Origin of the sequence: Patulibacter minatonensis DSM 18081 (genome assembly GCF_000519325.1) — a bacterium.
Lineage (GTDB): Bacteria > Actinomycetota > Thermoleophilia > Solirubrobacterales > Solirubrobacteraceae > Patulibacter > Patulibacter minatonensis.
In genome coordinates, this window is sequence record NZ_KI912613.1 from 864,276 (window position 1) to 889,317 (window position 25,042).

Here is a 25,042-nt window from a genome sequence, read left to right on the forward strand (position 1 = left end):
CACAGCGACCCCGTCGCCCTCGCCGTCCGGGTCCTGGGCCCGCGACGCCTACCCGTCGCCCGGAGCGGGGCGGTCCGTCCGGACCCCGCCCTCGAGCGCGACGAGCGCCGACTGCACGAGCAGCTGGGTGTCGGCGTCCCCGACGACGTCGTGGCCGGTGAGCTGCCGGATCCGGTTGAAGCGGTACCGGATCGTGTTCTCGTGCACCCCGAGCCGGACCGACGACGCTCGCACGCTGCGGCCGGTCGCGAAGAACGTCCCCACGGTCGTGAGGAGGTCCGCCATCCCCGGGTCGTCCTCGAGCAGCGGGCCGAGGACCTCGCGTGCGAGCTGTCCGGCCCGGGCCCGCGGCGTCAGGAGCAGGCGCGCGGGCCCCAGGTCCGCGGCCGTCACGATCGACGGTGCACCGGGCCGGTCGCGGCCCCACTCCGCGAAGCGGCGGGCCTCCTCGAGCGCGGGGCCGAGATCCATCTCCTCGGCCTCCGTGCGGACGATGCCGATCCAGGCGTCGCCGAGGCCCGTCCCCGGTGCCAGCTCGAGGAGCGCACTCCGCAGCTCGCCGGGGTCGCCGCCCGCGGGAGCGGGGACGACGACCACGAGCCCGTCGTCCGTCCGCAGCACGACCCCGTCGCGACCACCCGGCCGGTCGAGGAGGCGCTCCTCCAGCCGCAGCGTCGTCTCCGCCGACCGCGCCGCGTCGCCCGGGGCGCCCACGAAGGCGATCAGGAGCGGCGGCCGCTCGCCCGGCGCGGACGTCCGTCCCGTGCGGGGGACGATGCCGAGGCGGTCGGCCGCCCGCATGTGCCGGTGGTCGGTGCCCTGCCGACGATCGGCGTCCGTCCGCTCGATCCCGATGCCGAGCAGGTCGGCCACCCGGCGGACCAGCTCGACGTCCAGGCGCGCGATCGGCGTCCCCACCTCGGCGACCGCGACGAGGCCCCGCGGTTCCTCGTCGGCCACCACCGGAGCGACGACCCAGCGCCGGCGGAGGCCCCGTTCGAGCGACGGCTCGACCACGCGCACGGCACCCGCGCCAAGGTCGGCGGTCGCCGCCCGCAGCGCACGGATCGTCGCGGGCTCGAGCGCCACCGGGGGCCCGTCCGCGCCGCGGGGCCGCTCGCGGTGCTCGACGCCCCCCGTGGGCCCGATCCGCAGGATCTCGCGGCCCAGCTGGTCGGCCAGCACGCGCAGCACGGCGCCGTCGTTGAACGGGCCGCGCGCGAGCGCGCTGAGCCGCGGCTGGATCCGGTGCAGGCCGTTGGCGGCGCGCCGCTCCTGCTCGAGCTCCCGGAGCGCCGAGGGGAGCTGCGCCGACCGCCGCGTCCGTCCTGCCCACCGGCCCACCAGGGTCCCGAACGTGCCGACCTGCTCGAGCATCGCGGCGTCCACGCCCTGGGCCCGGCGGGCCCCGTCGAGCAGGAAGAGCCCGGTCACGCGGTCCTCGTCGATCATCGGCACGCCGAGCAGCGACGCGGTGTTCCAGGCGCGGGGGGCGGCGAGCGCCATCCGCGCGTCCGACCGCGCGTCGGCGACGAACACCGGCCGCGCGGTGCTGATCAGCTCGGACGTCACCTCGTCGGACCGGCCGCCGACGACGAGCCGCCGGACGGTCTCGTCGATGTCGGAGGGGACGCCGAGACGGCCACGGAAGCGGCGCGTGGTCGGCTCGCGGAGGTACACGCCGCAGCGCTCCATCCCGGTGGTGCGCAGCAGCATCCGGGCCGCGGCGGCCAGGAGGACGTCGGGCCGGGGATCGTCCCCGACCGCGTGCACGACCTCCCCGAACGCGCGGGCCGCGTCGGTGCGGGCCGCGTCCGTCGCGGCACCTCGTTCGGAGCTGCTGGTCATCCCGGTCCTCGACCGTGCCCCGCGGCCCGGTCCGTCGCGATCGCCTACCGCCGGGGAGACTGCCGGGTCCACGCGCAGGGTGCGCCGACGTCGCCTGCGGTGTGTGCTCCCACGGCCCTCCGGAGACGGCCGCCCGCGCACCGGACCCCGACGGGGCCCGGATGTCCTCCGGAGGCCGCCCCCGCGAGCGTCGGCGCGCCCGGACGGTGGCAGCGCGCCGCTCCTGGCGTCGCCCGCCACGTCGGGCCGTGCGGCCTCGCGCGCGGGCACTGTGCGGCCCTCCAGCGACCGGGGCACGAGCGTTGACGCGCCAGCTCGCCGCGGATACAAGAACGGTGTACCCCTCCCGCCGACGCGACACAGGACCCTTATGACGCAGACCACGCAGCCCGTCGTCGAGGACGACGCCATCACCGAGGCGCTCCGCCAGCACACCCTTCCGGCGGCGTTCCAGGTCACGGTGGCGTCCAAGGGCGACGCCCCGGCGCTCCGGGACCACGGCTCCGACACCGTCCTGACGTGGGCCGAGTACGGCGCCCGCGTGCGCTCCATCGCCGCCGGACTGGCCGCGCTCGGCATCGGCAAGGGCGACACCGTCGCGCTGATGATGGGCAACCGCCACGAGTTCCACCTGCTCGACGTCGGCGCCATGCACCTCGGTGCCGTGCCGTTCTCGATCTACCAGACGAACCCGGCGCCGCAGATCCTGCCGATGATCGAGATCGCGCAGCCGCGCGTGCTGATCGCCGAGGCCCAGTACCTGCCCGTGATCGAGCAGGTCCTCGCGCAGACCGACTCGATCGAGAAGGTCGTCCTCGTCGACGGCGAGGGCCAGGGCGACACGATCACGCTCGCCGACCTCGAGGCCGGCGGCTCCGCGGACTTCGACTTCGACGCCGCGTGGAAGGCCATCGAGGCCGAGGACTTCGCGTGCATCGTGTTCTCCTCCGGGACCACCGGGCGTCCCAAGGGCGTCGACTGGAGCCACGGCGCGCTGATGGAGAACCTCCGCGGGCAGCACACGATCGCGCCCGTCAGCCCGGACGGCCGGGTCGTATCCGCCCTGCCGATGGCGCACCTGCTGGAGCGCTTCGTCGGCCACTGGTCGCAGATCGCGTTCGGCTACGACCTGACGGCCCTCGGCGACGCGAAGCAGCTCGGCGCCGCCCTCGGCGCGTCCCGCCCGACCCGCTTCTACGGCGTGCCGCGGATCCTCGAGAAGCTCGCGATCGGGGCCAAGGGCATCGCGGGATCGAGCCCGGAGCTCCAGGCCGCGTTCGACGAGAACCTCGAGCTCGTCCGCAAGGACGCCCACGCGGTCGAGAACGATCCGGCCCGCATCGACGCCATCCGCCCGATCCGGCAGAAGCTCGGCGTCGACGACGCCGAGTGGCGCCTCTCCGCCGGGGCCCCGGCGCGCGTGGACATCCTCGAGGCGTGGGCGGCCCTCGGCCTGCCGGTCGCCGAGACCTGGGGCATGTCCGAGAGCGCGATGTCCCTCATGAACCCGCCGACGGCGGTCAAGTTCGGCACCGTCGGCAAGCCGCTGCAGAGCTTCCAGGCCAAGCGCGCCGAGGACGGCGAGATGCTCCTGAAGGGGCCGATCTTCTCCGGCTACCACGGGCAGCCCGAGCTGACGGACGAGGCCGTCGTCGACGGCTGGCTGCACACCGGCGACGTCATCGAGATCGACGACGACGGCTACATCAAGGTCGTCGACCGCAAGAAGGAGCTCCTGATCAACTCGGCGGGCAAGAACATCGCGCCGGTGATGGTCGAGAACCGCGTCAAGCAGCAGTCGCCGATCATCGGCCAGGTCGTCGCGCTCTGCGACCAGCAGCCCTACCTCACGGCCCTGGTCGTCGTCGACGAGGAGGAGCTCGTGGCGTTCGCCTCCAAGAACGGGCTCGAGGGGTCGCCCGAGGAGCTGCGCACGGCCCCGGAGGTCGCCGCCGAGGTCGAGCGCGCGGTCGCCGCCGCGAACGAGACCCTGGCGCGCGTCGAGCAGATCAAGAAGCACACCCTGCTCGACGAGTTCTGGGTCCCGGGGACCAACGAGGTCACCAACACGATGAAGCTGCGCCGCAAGAACATCGCGAAGTCGCACGCGTCGTTCATCGAGGCGCTCTACGCCTGAGGTTCGGGGCCGGCCCGCGATCCGCGCGGCCGGCCACCGGCCGCCGCCTACCCGGCGGCGGCGGTCGTCGTCCGCGACGCCCCCGCCGATCGGACCAGGTCGGCCGCGCGCCAGGCGATCATCATCGTCGGCGCGTTGATGTTCGCCGAGGTGACCGTCGGGATCACGGAGGCGTCGACGACCCGCACGTTCGTCGTCCCGCGCAGGCGCAGCGCCGGGTCGACGACGGCCTCGCCGTCGGTGCCCATCCTGCAGGTGCCCGACGGGTGGAACCACGTGCCGGCCGCGCGGCGCCCGAAGTCGCGGAGCGCCTCGGGGCCCGAGACGTCGGGGCCCGGGATGGCCTCGCCGGCGTTCCACGCACGGAGCGGCCCCGCGTTCGCGAGCTCGCGGGAGATCTCGATCGAGCGCACGACGGCCTGCACGTCGGCCTGCTCGCGGAGGTAGGCCGGATCGATGAGCGGCGCGACGGCCGGGTCCGCGGTCGCGAGCCGCACCGAGCCGCGGCTCTGCGGCTTCAGCACCGACGGGACGATCGCGAAGCCCTCCGCCGGTCCGGTGACGCCCTCCGGCGGATACGGGATGTGGGGGACCGCGAACTGCAGGTCGGGGTAGGTCAGCGCCGGGTCGCTCTTCCCGAAGAGGCCGACCTCGGAGAACTGGTACCGCCCGGCCGGGACGGGCCTCGCGTTGTGGAACGTGACCGGCGCACCGAGGTGGTCGTGGAGGTTCCGCCCCACGCCCGACAGGTCGATCCGGACGTCCACGCCCAGGGCGGTCAGCTCGTCGGCGGGCCCGACGCCGGAGAGCAGCAGGAGCTTGGGCGTGTCGATCGCCCCGCAGGCCAGGACGACCTCGCCCGCCGCACGGGCCACGTGGAGCCCGCCGTCCCGCTCGTACTCGACCCCGTCGACCCGGTCCTCGGTCGCCCAGAGGAGCCGCCGGGCGTGCGCGCCCGTCACGACGGTCAGGTTCTCGCGGCCCATCGCCGGCGCGAGGAACGCCTGCGCGGCGCTCTGCCGGCGCCCGTCGGCGATGGTCAGCGGGTTGTAGCCCGCACCCTCGATCGTGGCCCCGTTGAGATCGTCGTTGCGCGCGAAGCCGAGCTCCACGGCCGCCTCGATCGCGGCCTCGGAGATCGGGTGCGGCGGGTCCGGGAGGCTGATCCGCAGCGGCCCGTCGAGGCCGTGCAGCGCCGGGTCGCCCGTCGGGTGGTGCTCGAGCGCCTTGAACGCCGGGAGCACGCTCTCCCAGTCCCAGCCGACGTTGCCGAGCATCGCCCAGTGGTCGTTGTCCCGGCGCGTGCCGCGCAGGTAGACCATCGCGTTGATCGACCCGCTGCCGCCGAGCACCTTCCCGCGCGGGAAGAAGACCTCGCGTCCCGCCGCGGACTGCTGCGGCGTCGTCCGGTAGGACCAATCGACCTCGGACCCCATGAGGAGCGGCCACGCCGTCGGCTCGTGGATCTCGGGCTTCGTGTCCGCGCCGCCGGCTTCGAGCAGCAGGACCCGGGCGTCGGGGTCCTCCGACAGCCGGGCCGCGAGGATGCAGCCGGCCGAGCCGCCGCCGACGATCACGACGTCGTGCTCCGTGCGCCCCTGGGTCATGTGTGCACCGTCTCGTCCATGGCCCGAACCTCCTCCGGCGCCCGCCGCCCGGCAAGCGCGCCGCGGTGCGCGGTCTGTCGACTTCCACAGACGCGTCCTGCGGAGGTGCCGGGCGCCCGGGCTCAGGCCTCCGCCGTGGCCGGAGCCCCGGTCGCGGGGTCGCCGAAGTCCGGCAGCGCCGGGTGTCCCTGGAGCCGCAGCACGAGCAGCGCGGTCTGCACGCTGAGCTGGGCGTGGGCGTCGGCCGCGACGTCGAGGCCCGTGAGTTCCCGCACGCGGTTCAGCCGGTAGCGCACCGTGTTCTCGTGGATCCCGAGCGCGACCGCGGAGTGCCTGATGTTGCGTCCGTGGTCCGTCAGCGACTGGAGGGTGCGCAGGAGGTCCGCGGACGGCTCGTCGTCGGTGAGCAGCCTGCCGAGGACGTCGGTCACGAAGCGGTCGAGCTCCGCGCGCTCCGCGTGGGCGACGAACAGCCGGGCAGCACCGAGGTCGTCGGCCGCGAGGACCCCGCGTCGCCCGCCGTCGCCGGTCCGCGTCAGGCAGCGGGCGGTCTCGCGGGCCTCGCGGTAGGCGCGCGGCATCTCGTGCGGATCGCGGCAGATCGTCGACAGGCCCGCCACGACGTCGGGCCCGTCGAGCGCGGCGCAGGCGCGGGCGACCGCCGCCTTGACCTCGGCGACGGCCGCGAGCGGCGGGACGTCCCGCGCGACGCCGATCATCAGCGCGACGCCCTCCGGGCCCTTCGTCGCGAGGACGTCCCGGACCCCGGCCCCGTGGAGCGCCCCGACCAGCGCCTCGCCGTCGATCGTCGTCCGCCGCGTCGGGTCCCCGACGAACGCGACGACCCGCGGCGCCCGGAGCTCGACCCCGAGGAAGGCCGCGCCCCGCGCGACCTCGGCGGAGTCGTACGTGCCCCGGATCAGGAGCCGGGCGAGCGTCGACCGCGCGTCGAGCGACGCCAGGGCGGTGCGCCGCTGGACCGTCAGCTCCAGCGCGACGTGCGCGGCGATCCGCCGGAGCGTCCGGTCGTCCGCCGTCGTCAGGCGGGTCCGGCGCTCCGCGACCACGACCCACCCCCAGCGCTCCCCGTCGAGGTCGATCGGGGCGGCCAGGTGCCGGTGGCGGAGACCGGCGTCGAGCAGCGCGGGGACGGCGACGGCGCCGCCGGGCGGGGCGTCGTCGAGGAGCGCGCGGACCCGGGGGTGGTCGGGCGCGGTCTCGTGCAGCCGCACCGGCGCGTCCCCCGCGGCCTCGGCCCCCGCGACGCGGCGACCGTTCGCGTCGTAGACGACGACGGAGCGCTCGAGCAGTCCGCCGCCGGTCTCCACGAGCCCCGTGATGCCGCCGTCCCGGAGCACGATCCCGCCGAGCCGCTCGTCGGCGACGACCGTGCCGGCGAGGACCTGCGCGCGCCGCTGCAGCGCGCGGGCGTCGGCCGCGTCGGCGTCCGCCGCCCGCAGCCGCAGCAGCGTCGCGACGGTCAGCGCGGCGATCTCGCCCGCCACGGCCACCTGCGCGTCGGTGAACGGATGGGTCCGCCCCGCGTTGTCGGCGATCAGGAAGCCGACGGTCCCGCCGTCGAGGAGCAGCGGGACGGCGAGCAGCGCGGTGACGTCCCACGAGCGGAGGACGCCCGTCGCCGCCGACGGGCCGCGCTGCAGGTCGCGGGCCACGAGCGAGCGGCCCTGCGCCGCGGCCCCCCGGATGAGGTCGTCGGAGGGGCCGCCGATCCGCAGGCCGCGGACGGCCTCGTCGAGCGCGGCACCCGGGTGGCCGGCGCGGCCGGTGAAGTCCTTCCGGCCGTCCTCGCGGAGGTAGACGGAGCACCGCGCGACCGGGAGCGCCTCCGTGATCGCCCGCGCGGCGGCGCGGAGCAGGGCGTCGACGTCCGCTGCCGCGAAGAGCGCCCGGGCGGCGGCGAACGCGCCGCGGCGGGCGTCGAGGACCGGAGCGTCCTGCGGGTCGCCGTCGGGCGTCGTCACATCGCCAGCGTCGCAGACGGACCACGGGCCCCGGCGGGTCTCGTCGCCGCGTCGGTGTCGACGTCCCCAGGCGCGACCGCGGACTGGCCGAGTCGACAGCAGGGCGTCGTCGGCCGGGTCGTTCCACCGGCCCCCGTCACCTACGTTCGACGGAGGCGAGCGCCCCGCTCGCGGCAGACGACGGAAGGACCCACCATGGAGTGGTCGATCCCCGAGGAGACCCAGCAGCTGCTGGTGGCCCTCGACGAGTTCATCGAGCGCGAGATCAAGCCGTTGGAGGCGGCGGACCCCGACCTCTTCGACCACCGGCGCGAGTTCTCCCGCACGGACCTCGAGCGCGACGGCATCCCGACGCAGCGGTGGCGGCAGAAGATGCTCGACGCGCGCCGGCTGGCGGACGCCGCGGGCTTCTACCGGATGCCCCTCCCGGCGTCCGTCGGCGGGCAGGAGACGTCGAACCTGACGATGGCGATCGTCCGCGAGCACCTCGCCAAGCGGGGCCCCGGCCTGCACGCGGAGCTCTCGCACGAGGCGTCCGTCGTCGCCAACGCACCGCTCGTCCTCGTGCTCGACGCGTACGGCACGCAGGAGCAGAAGGACCGGTACCTCGAGCCGCTGGCGTCCGGCGAGATCGAGATGGCGTTCGGCCTGACCGAGCCGGGGCACGGCTCCGACGCCACGTACCTCGAGACGACCGCCCGGAAGGTCGACGGCGGATGGGTGCTGAACGGCGCCAAGCGCTTCAACAGCGTCGTCGACGTCGCCGAGGCGAACCTCGTCTTCGCGCGCACTAGCGGCGAGCCCGGGAAGGCGGCGGGGATCACCGGGTTCCTCGTCCCGAAGGACACGCCGGGGTACACGATCCCGTACTACCACTGGTGCTTCAACATGCCCACCGACCATGCGGAGACGCACTTCGACGACGTGCGGCTGCCGGACTCCGCCGTCGTCGGCGAGGTCGGCCGCGGCCTGGACTGCGCCCAGCTGTTCGTGCACGAGAACCGCATCCGCCAGGCGGCCTCGTCGCTCGGCGCTGCGCAGTTCTGCATCGACGAGAGCGTGAAGTTCGCGAAGGAGCGCGTCATCTTCGGCACGCCCCTGTCCGAGCACCAGGGCATCCAGTGGCAGCTCGTGGAGCTGCAGACGGAGGCCGAGCTCGTCCGCAACACGATCCACAAGACCGCGTGGCACATGGATCAGGGCGGCCGCACGAGCGTGTCGGACCTCGTGTCGATGGTGAACTTCCGGGCGAACAACCTCGCCTGCGACGCCGCGGACCGCGCGATGCAGGTCCACGGCGGCGTCGGCTACACGCGGCACAAGCCGTTCGAGCACATCTACCGCCACCACCGCCGCTACCGCATCACCGAGGGCTCCGACGAGCTCCAGAAGCGGCGGATCGCCGGCCGGCTGTTCGGGCTGTCCGGGAAGCCCTCGCCGACGCAGGCGCCGGTCGCGGCGGACTGACGGGACCCCCGGGCCCTGGCCCCGCCGGCAGCTGCCGGCGGGGGACCGGCCGGGCGCGGCTCACCGCACGTCGAGCGTCACCGGCAGGTTCTTGACGCCGCCGACGAAGTTCGTCTGCACCACCCTGCGCCCGTCGAGCAGCGTCCCGCCGGCGAGGTGCGGGAGCAGCTCCTCGAACATCACGCGCAGCTCGAGCTTCGCGACGTGCTGCCCGATGCACATGTGCGGGCCGTAGCCGAAGGCGATGTGCCGGTTCGGCTGCCGTGCGACGTCGAACGTGTCGGGCGCGTCGAACACCGCGTCGTCGCGGTTGGCGGACTGGTACAGGAGCATCAGCCGGTCGCCGGCCGCGATGCGCTGCCCGCCGATCGTCGTGTCCTCGACCGCCTGCCGGACGAAGTGCTTGACCGGAGCCGCCCACCGCAGCGCCTCGTTGACGAAGCCCGGGATCCGCGAGGGGTCGGCCTGCAGGGCCCGGAGCTGCTCCGGGTGCTTCAGGAGCTCCTCGATCCCGGTGGCCAGGGTCACCGAGGTCGTGTCGTGCCCGGCGGTCGCGATCGCGACGAAGTACCCGTAGGCGACGAGTTTGGGGAGGTACGCGCCGTGCTCGTCCTTCGCGACGGAGATGATCGTGGCGAGGTCGTCCCTCGGGTGCGCCGCGCGCCGGTCCTCGACCAGCACGTCGAAGTACGCGTAGAAGTCGGTGATCGCCGCGGCCCACTGCTGCGCGGCGGCCTCGGGGGAGAGCTCGACGTCGTCGCGCTTGACGTCGGGGTCCTCCGTGCCGAACAGCTCCTGGGTGAGGGCCATCATCCGCGCCTCGTCCTCCTCCGGCACGCCGAACAGGGTCATGATCACGTGCAACGGGAAGCGCTTCGCCCAGCCCTCGGCGAGGTCGAAGGGCCCGTCGGCCGCCTGCCGTCGCAGGTCCGCCACGGCCTCGCGCGCGAGCTCGCGGATGCGGTCCTCCCACCGCTTGAGGTTCGCGGGACGGAACCAGTCCAGCGCGATGTTCTTGATCGTCGTGTGGTCCGGCGGGTCGAGGTACACCAGCGTGTGCAGGATCCGCAGGGAGCCGTCGTTGATGCTCCTCGTGAACGCATCCCCGGCCTGGTTGGTGAGGATCGGGTTGTGCGTGTCCGAGTTCGTGCCGCCGCCGGCCGGGAAGGTCGCGGCGCGCCGCTCGACGTCCATGACGTCGGCGTGCGTGGAGACGAGCCAGAGCGGGTCGTACCCGTCGACCCGGACCTGCGCCAGGGGCGCGAGCTCGCGCAGCCAGCGGTAGGCCTCGAACAGCCGCGGCTCGTCGCGGTGCCCCTCCGCCAGGACCACCCGGCGTGCGACGTCGTCGGGGACGGTGGTGGATGCGTGGGTCGTGACCGTGCTCATGACTGCTCCTGCGCTCGACGTGATCGGTCACGAATGTCGTGCGCCACGAGGGACGCGTCGAGCGGCGGGGGCGGCGCGGTCTGTCGACTTTCCCAGGTCCCCCCGTGCCGGGCCCGTGCGGGGACGGGCCCGGCCGGCGCTCAGCGCGCGTTGAAGTTCGGCTTGCGCCGCTCGGCGATCGCGGCGAGGCCCTCCCGGGCGTCCTCCGTGGCCGCCATGCGCGCGAGGGCGTGGGCCTCGAGCTCGAGCTGCGCGTCGAGCGGGGTGTCCTCCGCCGAGAGCAGCAGCCGCCGGATCTCGCCGTAGGCCCGGGTGGGACCGGCGGCCAGCCGCGCGGCCATCTTTCCGGCGCGGGCGGCGAGCTCGTCGCCCGGGACGACCTCGTCGATCATCCCGGCGTCGAGCGCCGTGGCCGCGTCCAGCCGCTCGTTCAGGAGCAGGTAGCGGCGGGCGCGCGAGAGCCCCATGCGGCGGGAGAACGAGATCGACGAGCTCGCGTCGCAGCTGTAGCCGATGCCGGTGTAGGCCGCGACGAACATGGCCTCCTCGGAGCCGACGACGTAGTCGCAGCTCGCGACGAACGCGGCCATCCCGCCCGCGCAGACGCCGTGGACGGCGGCGACGATCGGGGCGTCCATCTTCTGCAGCCGGGAGATCCCCATGTGCAGGTCGGAGGTCCAGCGGAGGATGAGGTTCGGGAGCTGGTCGCCCGACTGCGCGAAGACCTTGACGTCGCCGCCGTAGCTGAAGGCCTTGCCCTCGGCGTCGAGCAGCACGGCGCGGACGTCCCCCTTCGCGGAGAGCTCCGTCAGGTCGAGCCCGAGCTCGTTGATCTCGTGGCAGAACGCCCCGTCGATCGGGTTGCCGCGCTCGGCCTGGGTCAGCGTCACGTGGGCGATCCCGTCCTGGACGTCCAGGCGGAGGGTCTCGTAGGTCATGGGGCTCCTCGTCGATGGTGGCGGGCGCGTGGCCGGCACCGGACGCCGGCCGGGAATCGTCCCGATGGCCGACGCTACCGTCGGCGGCCGGTCGCGGTGGGCCGAGGGTCGCCCCGCCTGTCCGGGCCCACAAGGCGGACGAGCCCGGACGAGCGGGTCGGCACGCGGGCGCACGGGGGTCCTGCCGTCGGCGTCAGCCCGCGTAGAGCGCCTCGATCTCGTCCGCGTGCCGCTCGGCGATCGCGCTGCGCCGGAGCTTCATCGTGTTCGTGACGAGGCCGTCGCCGGGTCCCCAGACGTCGGGCAGGACGGCATGGGCGCGCACGTGCTCGACGCGGGAGAGCCGGGCGTTGCCGACGTCGACGGCCCGTTGGACCTCCGCGCGGACGACCGGGTGCGCCGAGAGCGCCGCGTGGTCGCCCTCCAGCGCGTGGGCGGACGCGAACGCCCGGAGCTCGTCGGCGTCGAGGACGATCAGCGCCGCGACGTACCGCCGGCGGTCTCCGAACGACGCGACCCAGCCGATCACGGGCGACGCCTCGGCGACGGCGGACTCGATCTTGGCGGGGAAGAGGTTCTTGCCGGAGGAGTTGATCATCGCCTCCTTCTTGCGCCCGACGATCCGCAGGTAGCCGTCGTCGTCCTTCGTCGCGACGTCGCCGGACGCGGTCCACCCGCCCTCCTGCTGCAGCTCGGCGGTCTTCTCGGGCGCGCCGCGGTAGCCGGCGCAGGCGTGCGGGCCGCGGAGGAGGAACTCGCCGTCGTCGGCCAGGCGGGTCTCGACGTCGGGGAGCGCGATCCCGACGCTCCCCAGCCGCGCGCCGCCGGGCGGGTTCATGGTCGCCATCATGAACTCGGACATCCCCCAGATCTCGAGGATCTCCAGGCCGAGCGCGTGGTGGAAGGCGAGCATGTCGACCGAGCTGGGGGCCGCGGCGACGCCGAGCCACTCCGCCCGGTCGAGGCCGAGCGCGGCACGGACGGGCTCGAGGGCGACGCGGGCGGGGTCTGGTGCCCCGCCGTGTCCGGGTGCGGGGTCGATCGAGCCGCCGGCGGTCTCGACGCGCGCGAGCCGCTCCGCGAGCGGCGACTCGAGCTCCGGGAGCTCGGCGAGTGTCGCCCGTGCGCGGTCCTGCAGCTTCTCCCACGTGCGAGGGACGCCGAAGAACCGGGTCGGCCGGGTCTCCGCGATCGCGTCCCAGAGCGTGTCGGGGTCGGGCACGCAGGTCAGGGTCGCCCCCGTCCCGATCGTCGTGTAGTGGCAGACGAAGCGGTCGACGATGTGGGCCGCCGGGAGGAACGACACGCCGCGCCCGCCCGGGGACGCCGGCGCCATCGCCTCGACCCCGGAGAGCGACGACATGATCGCCCGGTGCGGGAGCTGCACGCCCTTCGGCCGGCCCGTCGTCCCGGAGGTGTAGACGAGCGTCGCCAGGTCGTCCGGCCCGACCGCGCGCCACGCGGCGTCGAGGTCGAAGTCCGGGCGTGCCCCGCGCTCCAGGGCGTCCAGGGACAGGACGCGGGGGTCGTCGACGGCCCCGCGGCCCGCCGGGGCGACGGCGTCGCCGGACCCGTCCTCCGGTGCCGCGTCCTCGTCGAGCACGACGATCCGGCGGACGGCCGGGAGTGCATCGGCGATCGCGACGGCACGGTCGAGGAACCGCCGCTCGCACGCGATCACCGGAGCCCCGGCGTCGTCGACCAAGGCGATCATCTGGTCGAGCGGCTCGGTCGCGTAGAGCGAGTACGGCACGGCACCGACGTGCAGCGCGGCGAGGTCGACGACGTTGAACAGCGGGACGTTGCGGGCCAGGATCGCCAGCGCGTCGCCGCGCCCGAGGCCGATCGCGTCCAGGCCGCCGGCGGCGCTGCCGACCCGCGCGCCCACGTCGGCCCAGGTCAGCGTCCCGCCGTCGTGCTCGCGGTACGCGGGGCGGTCGCCGCTCGCCCGCCAGGTGACCTGGAAGGCCGCGCACACGGTCGGCTGGGCGATCGCCGCGGCGATCGCGGCGCGGGCCTCGTCGTCGCCACGTGCGACGGTCGTCGTCGCCGGGTCGACCGGCGTGCGCCCGGTCGTCGTCTGGTCCTGCGCCATCTCGTGCTCCGTTCGTCGGCGCCGGGCTCAGCCGGCCCGGTCCGCCGCGCGGACGAGCTCGAGGCCGCGACCGATCACCGCGGGCAGGGACTCCTCCGCCCGGACCATCGCCGCGTCGGGCTGCTCGCGCCGGCGGTTCTGCTTGGCCAGGACCGCGATGGTCGAAGCCGTCTTGTAGTGGCAGCAGCCGAGGAACCACGGGAGCTCCGCGGTGTCGATCTCGCGCTCCCGGCGGTACGTCGCCAGGAGCTCCTCCCGCGTCGGCATGCCCTCGCCCGCCCGGCGATTCGCGTCGTCCGGCGGCCCGGCGAACCGGTGGCGCGGGTCGGTGTGCATCAGGAGCCACGCGAGGTCGCTGCGCGGATCGCCGACCGACCAGATCTCCCAGTCGATCAGCGCGGCCAGGCGGGCACCGTCGAACTGCATGTTCGCGAGGCGGTAGTCGCCGTGGAGGATCCGTGCCTCCACGGACTCCGGCACGTCCCGCACGAGCTCGGCGTGGAGGGCGTCCTCGTCGCCGCGGAGGTCGTCGGGGCAGGTCTCGAAGAGGCGGCGCCAGCGTCCGAGCTCCTCGGCCGGGGAGAGCACCGGCTCGTCGGCCAGCCCGACGTCCGCGGGCTCGACGCCCTGCAGGCGCGCCAGCATGCGGGCGGCCGCCTCGGCGCGCTCGCGGACGACCTCCGGCTCCGGCGGGTCGTCGAGCACGTCCGTCAGCGGCTCGTAGGACTGCCCGTCGACGTAGGTCATCGCGAACAGCGGCGGGGCCCCGTCGTCGGTGAAGAGGACCTCCGGCGCCGCGACGCCCGACACCGGGTGCAGGGCGTCGAGGACCCGGGCCTGTCGCAGGACGTCGCGGTTGCGGACGGGCTCCAGGCCGGGCGGCGCGACCTTCACGACGATCCGCCGGTGCGCGTCGGGGGCTCCGGCGAGCGCGGCCCGGAACGTCAGGCTCGAGACGCCGCCGTGGAGCCGGTCGAGGGCCTCGACGGTCGCGCCGGGGAACCGGGCGGCGACGCTGCGGGAGACGCGGTCGTGGAACTGGGTGGGGTCGAGCTCGGTCACGTCGGACCATCCTCCGCGCGGCCGGGCGCCGGACGCCACCGGGGCGGCGTCGTGGCGCTGGTGACTCCGACAGCCGGGGGCTCGACCCTGGAGGAGCCGACAGCACCCGGCGACGGCGACGGCGGACGACGCGGGCCCGCCCGGATAGAACCGCAGGACGGTCGACGGAGGAGGAGACGCATGGACGTGCTCTCGCGGTACTCGCTGGAGGGGAAGGTGGCGGTCGTGACGGGCGCCTCGTCGGGACTGGGCGTGGCGTTCGCCCGGGCGCTGGCCGAAGCCGGGGCCGACGTGGCGATCGGCGCGCGGCGGGAGGATCGCCTGCGGGAGACCGCCCGGCTGGTCGAGGAGACCGGGCGCCGCGCCGTGGCGGTCCCGACCGACGTGACGCGCGTCGAGGACTGCGACGCCCTGGTCGACGCGGCGATGGGCGCCTTCGGCCGGGTCGACGTGCTGATCAACAACGCCGGGGTCGGTGGCGAGTACCACCCGGCGACGGAGGACCCGCCCGACCACTTCCGCTCGGTCGTGGACATCAACCTCATGGGCTCCTACTGGATGGCGAAGGCGTGCGGTCGCGTCATGGGAGCCGGCAGCGCGGTGGTGAACATCTCCAGCGTGATGGCGCTGACGACGGCGAGGATGCCCGCCGCGGGCTACGCCGCGAGCAAGGCCGGCGTCCTCGGGTTGACGAAGGACCTGGCCGCGCAGTGGGCGCCGAAGGGGATCCGCGTCAACGCGATCTGCCCGGGGATCTTCCCCACGGAGGCGACCGCGAACTACGGCCCGAACTACGAGAAGAAGGTCGTCGCCGCCCGCATCCCGATCGGCCGCTTCGGCGACCCGGCGGAGATCGCGGCCACCGCCGTCTTCCTCGCCGGGCCGGGCGCGGGGTACATCACGGGCGTGACGCTCCCGGTCGACGGCGGGGTGCTGCTGACCTGAGGACCCGCCGCGAGCGGGTGCGGCGCCGAGACCGGTCGGCGGCGAGGCAGGACACCGCACCGCGGGCCGCGGGACGGTCGGCGCCCGGGCCTACGCAGGACCGACGTAGCCCCGCACCGATCGCCCCCAGGTGGCGCCCCGGCGCTGCCACCATGCGGTCGTGCGCCGTCCACCGATCCGTCCTGTCCACCGCGTCCGCGCCGCCGTCGCCCTGGCGCTCGCGGTCCTCCTCGGCGCCCTCGCCGTCGCCCCACCGGCGTCCGCCGCGACCGCCACCTTCGGCAGCCGGCTCGACAACGCGCCCAACGTCGTCCCGGGCTGCGAGCAGCGGCCGTGGGTCTCGATGCAGGACTTCGACACCTACGTCCCGACGGCGTCCGGCACCGACAGCTGCACGTGGTGGCTGACCGGCGTCTTCGGCGACCAGGCCGACACCCGCAAGGGCTACGTGCCCGGCGACGGCACGGTCACGAGCGTGACGATCCGCTCCGGTGCCACCCCCGCCCCGCTGCGGGTCGTGGTCGCCCGCCAGCTCACGCCGTTCGGGCCGAAGGCCCCGTTCTCGGGCACCTCGTGCTGCGTCTTCGTGACGCAGTCGGACGAGTTCCAGCCGACCCCGAACACGACATCGACGTTCCCGCTGAATCTCCCGGTCGAGCAGAACCGCAACCTGGAGTCCGGGATCCAGACGGACGACATCGTCGGCATCAGCGCCCGGTCGAACACCGGCAGCCTGCCCCTGTTCGCGATCGACGGCAAGACGAGGCAGTCCGCCTACACGCAGGTCGGGACCCTCGACGCCGAGGGCATGTGGCCGGCGCTCGGCTCGCAGCCGAACGACAGCGGCGGCGGCCGCAACGGCACCGGGCTGGCCGGCTTCGACGTGACCGCGCAGTTCACGTGGTGCGACGGCAAGGGCACCCGCTCGCGCGGCGCCACGACGCGGGCGACGTGCGCGCCCGCGACCGGAGGGGGCGGCGGTGGCGGTGGCGGCACCGGTGGTGGCGGGACGGGCGGCGGCGGTGGCGGCACGACGGGCGGCGGCTCGACGCCCGTCGGCGTGAAGGTCGCCGTCCCCCGCCAGACGCTGCGCGACCTCGGGCGCACCGGCAGGGTGCGGGCGACGTGCACGCTCGACGTGGCCGGGGCCTGCGCGACGACCGCGACGGTCCCGAAGGCGACGGCGAGGAAGCTCGGGCTGCGCGTGCCGAAGAAGGCGTCGACCGTGACGGTCGGGAGCGGCAAGGTGACCCTGAAGACCGCCGGCACCGGGACCGTCCCGGTGAAGCTGACGACGAAGGCCCGCAAGGCGCTGCGCTCGTCGAAGCGCGCGGTCCGGATCCGCCTGCGCACGTCGGCGACGGGCACGGGCCGCGGCGCGAAGGTCGTCGTCTCCTACGTCACCGTCAAGCGCTGACCGGGCCGGGGGCCGGCGGGGGACCGCCGGCGCCGCGCTCCGGGGACGGAGGTCACTTCTGGTCGGACACCGACCATCGGTGACCGCACGGGCCGCGAGCCCCAGGATGGAGGTCACTTCCGGTCGGATACCGACCATCGGTGACCGCGCGGGGCCGCGCACCGAGGACGCAGGTCACCCCTGGTCGGATACCGACCATCCGCGACCTCGCCCCGCACGCCACGACCCCCTCGTCGCCGCGACGACCCTCGAGGTCAGCCGTCGCCGGGACGCGTCGCGACGCGCCGCGACGTCTCGTCCGCCGGCGCCGCCGGCAGCCGCATGCCGACGGCGGCCCACGCCGTCGCCGCGGCCTCCGACGCGGAGCCGACGCCGAGCTTCGCGTAGACGTTCTGCAGGTGCTTGTGGACGGTGCGCGGCGAGATGCCGAGCACCCGCGCGACGTCCGGGCCGCGGCGGCCGAGGGCGACCCACCGGAGCACCTCGGCCTCCCGCACGGTCAGACCGAGGCCCTCGAGGGCGGGGATCGTCAGGCCGCTCTCGCCCGGCTCGACCACGAGCAGCTGGCTGCCGGACTCCGGGCCACGGAGCACCCGGATCGAGAGCGGCCGGTCCCCGTCGACGAGCCGCAGCGGCTCGGTCGACGGGACCGCCGCGGCCCGGCGGTCGGCGAGCATCCGGATCACGTCGGGCGCCAAGCGGCCGGCGGGCCCACCCAACCGCCCGGCGAGGAGCCGCCGCGCGGTCGGGGTCGCCAGGTCGACCCGGCCGAGGTCGTCGACGACGAGGACGGGCGACCCGAGCGCCTCGAGCCCGGCCTCGAGCGCGGCGATCGTGGCCTCGCGCGCGGTCGCGAGCTCGGCGTTGCGGTACGCCTGGATCAGGTGCGGCCGGGCCTCCTGCAGCAGCCCGACCTCCGCGTCGGTGAAGTCGTCGTGGGTGCGGCTCAGCGCGATCCCGACGACGATCGGCGGGCGCGAGGGCAGCGTGAACGCGACCTGGTGCTCGACCCCGACGTGCGCGTAGAACTCGCGGTAGAGCTCGAGCCGGTGGTACGCGGCGCGGTCGAGGAAGTCGGAGAACCGGCGGGGCCGTCCGTCGCGCGTGCGGTGGACGTGAGCGAGGATCGGGTTCTGGTGCAGCAGCGCCGCGAACCGCTCGGCCTGCTCCGGCGTGACGGGCAGGTGCGGCTCGCTCGCCCACCACGTGCGCTCGGGGTCGTCGTCGACCTCGTTGAACGCCGCCCAGTCGGCCGGCACCGCGCGCAGCAGCGCGGGCAGCAGGCCGGCGCGGAACTCCTCCAGGTCCTCGACGGCGTAGACCGTGCCGACGAGGTCCGTCAGGCGCCGGTCGGGTGAGCGGGGCGGCACGCGCACAGGGTACGCCGTCGGCCGCGTCGTCCCGACGGGGCGGGCGTCCCGCTCACCCCTCGGGCCGCACCTCCACCACGACCTTCCCCACCGCCGAGCGGTCCTCGAGCGACCGGAGCGCGTCGGCGGACGCCGCGAACGGGAAGCGCGCGCCGACCAGCGGGCGCAGGCGACCCTCGTCGGCGAGACCCTGGACCCTGTCGCGGACGAGGCGCAGGGTGCCGGGCTGCTCGCGCTCCATGACGTCCATCGCGATCCCCGTGACGGTGAGGTTGCGCAGCAGGAGCCGGTTGACCTTCATCTCGGGGATCGAGCCGCCGGTGAAGCCGACGACGACGAGCCGGCCGCCGATCCGCAGCGACCGCAGGGAGTCGGTGAAGCGGTCGCCGCCGACGGGATCGATGACGACGTGAACGCCCTTGCCGTCCGTCAGCGCGCGGACCTCGTCGAGCCACGGGCCGTCGGAGCGGACGACCTCGTCGGCGCCGCACCGCCGGGCGACCTCGGCCTTCTCGTCGCTGGAGACGACCGCGATCGCGCGGGCGCCGAACGCGGACGCCAGGTCGAGCGCGGCCGTCCCGACGCCGCCGGCGGCCCCGTGCACGAGGAACGTCTCGCCGGGCTGCACGCCCGCGCGGTGCAGCGCGAACCACGAGGTCGAGTAGTTCATGTAGAGCGACGCGCCCTCCGCGAAGCTCATGGTGTCCGGCAGCTTCACGGTGTAGTCGGGCAGGGCGAGGGCCCGCTCGGCCAGCGCGCCCTGCCAGACGATCCCGCCGACCCGGTCGCCGGGGGCGAAGCCGGAGCCGTCGGGCGCCTCGAGCACGACGCCGGCGAGCTCGCTGCCCGCGACGTACGGCGGCGCGATCCCGCCCTGGTACTTGCCGCGCGTCTGCAGCGGGTCGATGAACGACAGCCCGGCGGCGTGGACCTCCACGAGCAGCCGCTCGCTCTCCGCGCGCGGGTGCGCGCCCTCCGGCTCGGGCACGTCCGTCACCTTCGCGGCGTCCGGCCCGGTGAGCTCCTCGACGAGGATCGCCTGCATGGTCCTGCTCCTTCGGTCAGTGGGCGGCGTCGTCCGCGCGCAGGGCGGGGGACGTCACCGACATCGTGTTCAGGGCGTGGCCGCCGTCGACGGTCAGCGCCTGGCCGGTCACGCGCGAGGCGCCGGGCGACGCGAAGAACGCCACGGCGTCCGCGATGTCCCGGGGCCGGACGAAGTCGCCCATCGGCATCGTCGCCCGCCACGCGTCCTGGATCGGCTCGGGCATGCCGAGGATCCCGGAGCTCGCGGTCATCCCGGGCAGCACCGCGTTGGCGGTGATCCCGAGCGCCGCGCCCTCGGCGGCGAGCGTGCGCATCATGCCGAGGATCCCGGCCTTCGACGTGGAGTACGCGATCTGCGCGGGCATCCCGTGGACGCCGGCGGTGGACGAGATCAGCACGATCCGCCCGATGCGGCGCTCCCGCATCCCGGGCAGGACGGCCTGCACGACGCGGTAGGTGCCGGTGAGGTTCACGTCCAGGTCGCGCTGCCAGCGGTCCAGGCGCATCGCGTGCGCGGCGCCGAACATCGTCGTCAGCGCGGCGTTCCCGACCAGGACGTCGACGTCCGACAGGTCCGGCAGCTCGCCCGTGACGACGTCGACCTGGTGCGTGCAGCCGGGCTCCTTGTCGAGCGTGATCACGTCCAGGCCGTCGGCCTCCAGGCGCTCCACGATCGCGCGCCCGATCCCGCCCTCGCGCGCCGCACCGGTGACGAGGGCACGGGGTCGGGAGGGGAGGTCGCGGATCGGGTCGGCCATCGGCCCATCGTCGCCGGTCCCCGACGGCAGGGCGACCGCCTCCCGGGCTCCGGCTGGCGACCCCGACAGCGACGCGGCGCGGGCACGCACCTCGTGGCTGCCCCCGAGCGCGTCGGCCGCCGGCGCTCCCGCCACCTACAGTGCCCGCATGCTTTCGATCCGTGCCCGTTCAGCCGTCCGCCGCGCGACGGTCGCCGCGACGGCCGGCGTCGCCCTCCTCGGACTCACCGCCTGCGAGGCGTCGGTCTCGACCGGGGACGACGAGTCGAAGGTCGTGCGCGACCAGGTCGTCGCCGCGATCACGAAGCAGTACGAGGAGCAGGGGATCCCGGTGACGCAGGTGCGGTGCGGCGACGGCATCGAGGGGAAGGCCGGGACGCCGATCTCGTGCACGGGGCTGAACGACAAGGGGACGACGCTCGTGATCACGGGCTCCGTCACCCGGTGGGAGGACGGCAAGGGCTCGTTCTCGGTCAAGACCACCTCCGCCCGCGCCCGCGGGACGGTCATCGCGGCACAGACCAAGTCGGCCCTCGAGAAGAGCGCCGGTGAGGAGGCCCGCAGCGTCACCTGTCCCGCGGTGGTCCCCGTCCCGACGACGCCGGACGTCACCTGCACGCTGACGACGATGGACGGCACGGCGCTCGACGTGCGGGTGACCGTGGACCAGGGCGGGGCACTCAACGCGAAGGTCGCCACGAAGCCCAACCCGTAGGCGCCGGGCGGGCCCGAGCGGCCGGGCAGGCGGTCCGACGTAGCCCGGCGATCGGGCCCGAGCCGGAGCCCGGGCACCGCCGGCCCGGCCGGCCCCTGGGGCGGGCCGGCCGGCGCCCCTCACGCGAAGTCCGGCCGCCGGTCGTCGAGGAACGCCGCCAGGCCCTCGCGGGCCTCGCCGCGCTCGAACAGCGCGAGCGCCTCGCGCGCCTCGACCGCCATGCCGTGCGGGAACGAGTCCCCCGACGCGGCGTTCGCCGCCCGTCGCGCCGCGCGGACGGCCGGCCCGGACGCGCGGGCGATCTGCGACGCCATGGCCTCGGCCACCAGGGTCGCCCCGCCCGTGTCCGCCCGCCGGTCGACGAGGTGCATCTCGTACGCCTCGTCGACGTCGACGGTGCGGCCCGTGACGAGCAGGTCGAGCGCGCGCCCGCGGCCGACGATGCGCGGCAGCCGCTGCGTGCCGCCACCGACCGGGATCACGCCGAGCCGGACCTGCGGCAGCCCCAGCCGGGAGCCCCGGGCCGCGACGCGCATGGTGCACGACAGCGCGAGCTCGAGACCTCCGCCGGTCGCGGTCCCGTCGATCGCCGCGATCGTCGTCGCCTCCAGGCCGTCGAGCCGGTCCAGCAGCTCGCGCTGGGCGTGCATGTAGGCCACGAAGCGGGACGCCCCGCCGTCGACGACGTGCTCGACGTCCCCGCCGAGGACGAAGACGCCGGGCACGCCGGAGCCGACGATCAGGACGCGACCCTGCCGCGCCTCGAAGACGTCGAGAGCGGCCATCACCTCCTCCATCAGCTGCGGCGTCAGGACGTTCCCGGGTGGAGCGGTGATCCGCAGGACGCCGACGCGGTGCTCGTCGAGCTCGAGGGCGACCGCGCGGTCGTCGTCCGTGGTCACAGCGCGATCAGCTCCTGGACCTCGCGCGACTGGAGGTCCGCGGTCGCGCCCTCGGCGACGACGCGGCCCTTGCCGAGCGCCACGAACCGCGAGGCCAGCATCTGCACCATGCGCACGTGCTGCTCGACGAGGACGAGCGCGGTCCCGCTGTCCTGGATCACCTTCAGCGCGTCGATCAGCTCGTCGATGATCACCGGGGCCAGGCCCTCGGTCGGCTCGTCGAGCAGGAGCACCTTCGGGTCGGCCATCAGGCCGCGGGCGATCGCGAGCATCTGCTGCTCGCCGCCCGAGAGCCGGTCGCCGGGGCGGTCCTTGCCGCGGGCGAGGTTCGGGAAGAGCTCGAAGAGCGTCTCCACCGTCCACCGTCCCCGCCGGCCCGACGCGCCGCCGAGCAGGATGTTCTCGGTGACCGTGAGGTTCGGGAAGATCCGCTTCTCCTGCGGGACGATCGAGACGCCCCGGGCGGCGGGCTCGTAGCCGCGCTTCCCGAGCGCCTTCCCCTCGACCAGGATCTCACCGGTGACCTGCGGGACGCCGAAGATCGACAGCAGGGTCGTGGTCTTGCCGGCGCCGTTGCGGCCGACGAGGCCGACGGTCTCGCCGGCGTCGACGTGCAGGCTGACGCCGTCGAGGACGAGCGCCCCGTCGTACGACGCGCGGACGTCCTTCAGCTGCAGCAGGGTGGTCATGCCTCGCTCCCCAGGTAGGCCTCGATCACGTCGGGGTGCGCGCGGACCTCCGCGGGCGTCCCGGACGCCAGGACGGCGCCGAGGTTCAGGACGGTGATCTCGTCGCAGACGCGGAAGACCCCCTCGACGTCGTGCTCGACGAGCACCACCGCCACGTCGCGGTCGGTGCAGAGCGCGCGGATGTGGTCGAACATCTGGGCGGACTCCTCGACCGACAGCCCGGCCCCGGGCTCGTCGAGCAGCACGACCGTCGGTCGGCCGAGCAGCGCCATCGCGATATCGACGCGCCGCTGGTGGCCGTAGGCGATCGACGAGCAGACCTCGTCGAGGTACGGCCGCAGGGACAGCGCGTCGACGATGCCGTCGAGGTCGTCCTCGCCCGTCTTGCGGGCGACCATGTCGAGCTGCGTGCGGACGGTCATCGCCCCGAAGACGCTGGTCTTCTGGAAGGACCGGGCCATCCCGTTGCGCCGCCGCCAGGTGACGGACCGCCGCGTGATGTCCTGCCCGCCGAGCTTCACGGTCCCGGCGGAGAGCTTCCGCCGGCCGGAGAGCGCGTCCATGAACGACGACTTCCCGGCGCCGTTGGGGCCGATCACGCCGTGGAGGATCCCCGGCGCGACGCTGATGTCGACGTCGGAGACCGCGGTCACCGCGCCGTAGCGGAGGGTGACCCCGGTGGCCTGAAGCGCGGTGCTCATCGCCCGGCCCCCTTCCTGGTCTGGACGATGGTGCGGAGCTTCCGCCCGCCGTCGGTGACGGCGCCGACGATCCCGCCGCGGAGGAACACCACCGCGACGACGAGGGCGATGCCGGTGAACAGCTGCAGGTTGCCGCTGTCGGAGAGCTCGCTCTGGGCGTAGATGTAGACGACGCCGCCGACGAGCGGGCCGACGAGGGTCGCGAAGCCGCCGACGATCGCGGCGATCAGCGAGTCGCCGGCCGTCACGAAGCTCAGCGTGTCGGGCGAGACGAAGCTCGCCTTCAGCGCGAACAGCGCGCCGGCCAGCGATGCGATCGCCGAGCTCAGCGTGAACGCGATCAGCCGCGGGACGTACGTGTTGAAGCCGGAGAACCGGGCGCGCTCCTCGTTCTCGCGGATCGCCTCGAGCACCCGGCCGAAGCGCGAGCGCCCGACGAGCCAGAGGACCACGAGGACGACGACGAGGGAGACCCAGGCCAGCGGCCAGAACGTCGCGGCGTTGCCGATGTCGGCCTGGGCGATGCCGGCGACCTTGTCGTCGGCGCCCCACGTGACGGCCAGCCCGTCGTAGGCACCGGTGGTCTCGCGGACGCTGTCCTGCACGACGAGCTGGTGCAGCGCCTGCCCGATCGCGAGGGTCAGGACGAGGAACGACACGCCCGGGGTGCGGACGACGAACGCGCCGATCACGAGACCGAGGACGGTCCCGCCGAGGACGGCGAAGACGATCGCCTGCATCGGCGACCAGTCCCAGCTCGTCGTGGCGATCGCCAGGCCGTAGGCCGACGCGCCGTAGAACGCGGTGTGGCCGAGCGAGATCAGGCCGCTGCGGTGGGCGAGGAAGCCGATCGACAGGGCGAGGATGCCGAGGACGACGCCGTCGGTCGCGATGCCCATGTTCGTCGGGTCGGAGATCACGTCGGGCACGAACAGCCCGACGACCAGGACGACGACCGCGAGGCCGAGGCCGCGCAGGACGGTGCGGCGGTCCAGCCCGGACCCGACCGGCGCGGGCGCCAGCAGCGCCGCGGGGTCGGTCGCGGGGACCTCGCTGGGGACCTGCTCTGCGGTGGTGCTCATGCGACGCGCTTTCCGGCGAGCCCGGAGGGCCGCCACAGGAGGACCGCGATGGCCACGAGGTACGGCACGAGGACCGCGACCGACGGGATCCACACGTTGCCGGCGGTCTGGATCAGGCCGAGGGCGAGCGCGGCGACCATGGCGCCGCCGATAGAGCCGACGCCACCCGCGACGACGACGATCAGGACCATGATCAGGATCGACTGGCCCATGCCGGGCTGGACGGAGAAGTACGGGGCGGCGAGGACGCCGGCCAGGCCCGCGAGTGCGGCGCCGAGCGCGACGACGACGAGCGACACGCGGTCGACGTCGATCCCGAGGATCTTCGCGGTCTCGGTGTCGTGGCTGGCGGCGCGGATGTGCAGGCCGGTGCGGCTGCGCTTGAGCCAGAGGACGAGCGCGACGGCCATCACGGCGGCGACGCCGATGATCAGGAGGCGGTACGCGGGGTAGTCCGTGCCGAGGACGTTCGCGGTGCCGTCGAGCGCGCTGGGTGCCTTGACGGGCAGCGTGTCGTCGCCCCAGATCAGGACGATCGTGCGCTCGATGATGAGCGCGGCGCCGAACATCACCAGCCCGACCTCGATGTGCGAGCGGTGCTGCAGCCGGCGGAAGACCCCGAGCTCGAGCGCGGCGCCGACGGCGGCGAGGAGCAGCGGGGCGAGCACGAGCGCGGCCCAGAAGGACGTGCGCTGCGTGACCTCGTAGGCCAGGTAGGCCCCGAGCATGTAGAGGGCGCCGTGCGCGAAGTTCATCACGCCGCGGAGGCCGTAGATCATCGCCAGCCCGGAGCTGAGGATCATCAGGAGCGCGCCGTAGGCGAGCCCGTTGAGGAGTTGCGCGAGGTCCATAGGGAGCCGTCCCGGAGGCGACCCCGACCCCGGCCGGAGC

At 74.5% G+C, this 25,042-nt stretch carries 20 protein-coding genes; 5 read left to right on the plus strand and 15 right to left on the minus strand.

Going from position 1 to position 25,042, the window contains the following annotated elements:
• Window positions 1-48: 48 nt before the first annotated feature.
• Entirely contained in the window at window positions 49-1,848 is a 1,800-nt protein-coding gene (locus PATMI_RS36430) for a helix-turn-helix domain-containing protein (RefSeq protein ID WP_026909941.1), read from the minus strand.
• Window positions 1,849-2,218: 370 nt separating this feature from the next.
• Between PATMI_RS36430 and PATMI_RS0104015 the strand changes: the two genes are divergently transcribed.
• Window positions 2,219-3,985: an AMP-dependent synthetase/ligase gene (locus PATMI_RS0104015; protein WP_084269637.1), complete on the plus strand. Its 1,767-nt coding sequence runs from the start codon at window positions 2,219-2,221 to the stop codon at window positions 3,983-3,985.
• A 47-nt stretch (window positions 3,986-4,032) separates the two neighbouring features.
• Here PATMI_RS0104015 and PATMI_RS0104020 read toward each other — a convergent pair whose 3' ends face one another.
• Together PATMI_RS0104020 and PATMI_RS33835 are read right to left on the minus strand one after the other, a co-directional pair.
• The gene (locus PATMI_RS0104020; RefSeq protein WP_026909943.1) at window positions 4,033-5,592 is read right to left on the minus strand and encodes a GMC family oxidoreductase; all 1,560 of its coding nucleotides are present in this window, start codon (window positions 5,590-5,592) and stop codon (window positions 4,033-4,035) included.
• Window positions 5,593-5,714: 122 nt separating this feature from the next.
• Window positions 5,715-7,574 carry a GAF domain-containing protein gene (locus PATMI_RS33835; protein WP_051471028.1) on the minus strand — a complete coding sequence of 620 codons (1,860 nt, stop codon included), beginning with the start codon at window positions 7,572-7,574 and terminating at the stop codon, window positions 5,715-5,717.
• A gap of 195 nt (window positions 7,575-7,769) precedes the next feature.
• On the opposite strand from PATMI_RS33835, the gene PATMI_RS0104030 reads away from it, so the two are divergent.
• The gene (locus tag PATMI_RS0104030; protein ID WP_026909944.1) at window positions 7,770-9,041 is read left to right on the plus strand and encodes an acyl-CoA dehydrogenase family protein; all 1,272 of its coding nucleotides are present in this window, start codon (window positions 7,770-7,772) and stop codon (window positions 9,039-9,041) included.
• 60 nt (window positions 9,042-9,101) lie between these two features.
• Here the strand turns inward: PATMI_RS0104030 and PATMI_RS0104035 are convergent, their stop codons facing one another.
• The 4 genes from PATMI_RS0104035 to PATMI_RS27250 all read right to left on the minus strand — a co-directional run bounded on the left by PATMI_RS0104035 (window position 9,102) and on the right by PATMI_RS27250 (window position 14,525).
• Window positions 9,102-10,430 carry a cytochrome P450 gene (locus PATMI_RS0104035; RefSeq protein ID WP_026909945.1) on the minus strand — a complete coding sequence of 443 codons (1,329 nt, stop codon included), beginning with the start codon at window positions 10,428-10,430 and terminating at the stop codon, window positions 9,102-9,104.
• 140 nt (window positions 10,431-10,570) lie between these two features.
• Window positions 10,571-11,368, minus strand: a complete 798-nt coding sequence (locus PATMI_RS0104040) for an enoyl-CoA hydratase/isomerase family protein (protein ID WP_026909946.1) — start codon at window positions 11,366-11,368, stop codon at window positions 10,571-10,573.
• Window positions 11,369-11,561: 193 nt separating this feature from the next.
• Window positions 11,562-13,463: an AMP-dependent synthetase/ligase gene (locus PATMI_RS0104045; RefSeq protein WP_051471029.1), complete on the minus strand. Its 1,902-nt coding sequence runs from the start codon at window positions 13,461-13,463 to the stop codon at window positions 11,562-11,564.
• Between the two features lie 27 nt (window positions 13,464-13,490).
• Window positions 13,491-14,525, minus strand: a complete 1,035-nt coding sequence (locus tag PATMI_RS27250; protein WP_036725201.1) for a phosphotransferase family protein — start codon at window positions 14,523-14,525, stop codon at window positions 13,491-13,493.
• A gap of 180 nt (window positions 14,526-14,705) precedes the next feature.
• Between PATMI_RS27250 and PATMI_RS0104055 the strand changes: the two genes are divergently transcribed.
• Together PATMI_RS0104055 and PATMI_RS37200 are read left to right on the plus strand one after the other, a co-directional pair.
• On the plus strand, window positions 14,706-15,470 hold the full coding sequence (locus tag PATMI_RS0104055; RefSeq protein ID WP_026909948.1) for an SDR family NAD(P)-dependent oxidoreductase: 765 nt from the start codon (window positions 14,706-14,708) through the stop codon (window positions 15,468-15,470).
• Window positions 15,471-15,630: 160 nt separating this feature from the next.
• Window positions 15,631-16,887, plus strand: a complete 1,257-nt coding sequence (locus PATMI_RS37200) for a hypothetical protein (RefSeq protein ID WP_051471030.1) — start codon at window positions 15,631-15,633, stop codon at window positions 16,885-16,887.
• 254 nt (window positions 16,888-17,141) lie between these two features.
• Here PATMI_RS37200 and PATMI_RS33845 read toward each other — a convergent pair whose 3' ends face one another.
• From PATMI_RS33845 to PATMI_RS0104075, 3 genes are read right to left on the minus strand one after another with little or no spacing between them, the layout of a single operon-like run.
• Entirely contained in the window at window positions 17,142-18,257 is a 1,116-nt protein-coding gene (locus PATMI_RS33845) for a helix-turn-helix transcriptional regulator (RefSeq protein WP_051471031.1), read from the minus strand.
• A 52-nt stretch (window positions 18,258-18,309) separates the two neighbouring features.
• Window positions 18,310-19,302 (minus strand): NADPH:quinone oxidoreductase family protein, encoded by a 993-nt coding sequence (locus PATMI_RS0104070; RefSeq protein ID WP_026909949.1) that lies wholly within the window; start codon window positions 19,300-19,302, stop codon window positions 18,310-18,312.
• 16 nt (window positions 19,303-19,318) lie between these two features.
• Window positions 19,319-20,062, minus strand: coding sequence for an SDR family oxidoreductase (locus tag PATMI_RS0104075; protein WP_026909950.1), 744 nt, complete (start codon window positions 20,060-20,062; stop codon window positions 19,319-19,321).
• Between the two features lie 148 nt (window positions 20,063-20,210).
• On the opposite strand from PATMI_RS0104075, the gene PATMI_RS0104080 reads away from it, so the two are divergent.
• On the plus strand, window positions 20,211-20,777 hold the full coding sequence (locus PATMI_RS0104080; protein ID WP_026909951.1) for a DUF4333 domain-containing protein: 567 nt from the start codon (window positions 20,211-20,213) through the stop codon (window positions 20,775-20,777).
• A gap of 119 nt (window positions 20,778-20,896) precedes the next feature.
• Here the strand turns inward: PATMI_RS0104080 and PATMI_RS27265 are convergent, their stop codons facing one another.
• The 5 genes from PATMI_RS27265 to PATMI_RS0104105 are packed head-to-tail and all read right to left on the minus strand — an operon-like array spanning window position 20,897 to window position 25,002.
• Window positions 20,897-21,679, minus strand: coding sequence for an enoyl-CoA hydratase/isomerase family protein (locus PATMI_RS27265; RefSeq protein WP_051471032.1), 783 nt, complete (start codon window positions 21,677-21,679; stop codon window positions 20,897-20,899).
• Window positions 21,676-22,368, minus strand: coding sequence for an ABC transporter ATP-binding protein (locus PATMI_RS0104090; protein ID WP_036725205.1), 693 nt, complete (start codon window positions 22,366-22,368; stop codon window positions 21,676-21,678). The genes PATMI_RS27265 and PATMI_RS0104090 overlap by 4 nt, the downstream gene beginning before the upstream one ends.
• Window positions 22,365-23,069 (minus strand): ABC transporter ATP-binding protein, encoded by a 705-nt coding sequence (locus PATMI_RS0104095; protein ID WP_026909953.1) that lies wholly within the window; start codon window positions 23,067-23,069, stop codon window positions 22,365-22,367. The genes PATMI_RS0104090 and PATMI_RS0104095 overlap by 4 nt, the downstream gene beginning before the upstream one ends.
• Window positions 23,066-24,151 carry a branched-chain amino acid ABC transporter permease gene (locus PATMI_RS0104100; protein ID WP_026909954.1) on the minus strand — a complete coding sequence of 362 codons (1,086 nt, stop codon included), beginning with the start codon at window positions 24,149-24,151 and terminating at the stop codon, window positions 23,066-23,068. The genes PATMI_RS0104095 and PATMI_RS0104100 overlap by 4 nt, the downstream gene beginning before the upstream one ends.
• Window positions 24,148-25,002, minus strand: coding sequence for a branched-chain amino acid ABC transporter permease (locus PATMI_RS0104105; RefSeq protein WP_026909955.1), 855 nt, complete (start codon window positions 25,000-25,002; stop codon window positions 24,148-24,150). The genes PATMI_RS0104100 and PATMI_RS0104105 overlap by 4 nt, the downstream gene beginning before the upstream one ends.
• Between the last annotated feature and the right edge of the window lie 40 nt (window positions 25,003-25,042).

Coding starts and splice junctions, on each gene's coding strand:
- PATMI_RS36430 (WP_026909941.1), bottom strand. CDS start 1,848: ATGACCAGCAGCTCCGAACGAGGTGCCGCGACGGACGCGGCCCGCACC.
- PATMI_RS0104015 (WP_084269637.1), top strand. CDS start 2,219: ATGACGCAGACCACGCAGCCCGTCGTCGAGGACGACGCCATCACCGAG.
- PATMI_RS0104020 (WP_026909943.1), bottom strand. CDS start 5,592: ATGACCCAGGGGCGCACGGAGCACGACGTCGTGATCGTCGGCGGCGGC.
- PATMI_RS0104030 (WP_026909944.1), top strand. CDS start 7,770: ATGGAGTGGTCGATCCCCGAGGAGACCCAGCAGCTGCTGGTGGCCCTC.
- PATMI_RS0104035 (WP_026909945.1), bottom strand. CDS start 10,430: ATGAGCACGGTCACGACCCACGCATCCACCACCGTCCCCGACGACGTC.
- PATMI_RS0104040 (WP_026909946.1), bottom strand. CDS start 11,368: ATGACCTACGAGACCCTCCGCCTGGACGTCCAGGACGGGATCGCCCAC.
- PATMI_RS0104045 (WP_051471029.1), bottom strand. CDS start 13,463: ATGGCGCAGGACCAGACGACGACCGGGCGCACGCCGGTCGACCCGGCG.
- PATMI_RS0104055 (WP_026909948.1), top strand. CDS start 14,706: ATGGACGTGCTCTCGCGGTACTCGCTGGAGGGGAAGGTGGCGGTCGTG.
- PATMI_RS0104070 (WP_026909949.1), bottom strand. CDS start 19,302: ATGCAGGCGATCCTCGTCGAGGAGCTCACCGGGCCGGACGCCGCGAAG.
- PATMI_RS0104075 (WP_026909950.1), bottom strand. CDS start 20,062: ATGGCCGACCCGATCCGCGACCTCCCCTCCCGACCCCGTGCCCTCGTC.
- PATMI_RS0104080 (WP_026909951.1), top strand. CDS start 20,211: ATGCTTTCGATCCGTGCCCGTTCAGCCGTCCGCCGCGCGACGGTCGCC.
- PATMI_RS0104090 (WP_036725205.1), bottom strand. CDS start 22,368: ATGACCACCCTGCTGCAGCTGAAGGACGTCCGCGCGTCGTACGACGGG.
- PATMI_RS0104095 (WP_026909953.1), bottom strand. CDS start 23,069: ATGAGCACCGCGCTTCAGGCCACCGGGGTCACCCTCCGCTACGGCGCG.
- PATMI_RS0104100 (WP_026909954.1), bottom strand. CDS start 24,151: ATGAGCACCACCGCAGAGCAGGTCCCCAGCGAGGTCCCCGCGACCGAC.
- PATMI_RS0104105 (WP_026909955.1), bottom strand. CDS start 25,002: ATGGACCTCGCGCAACTCCTCAACGGGCTCGCCTACGGCGCGCTCCTG.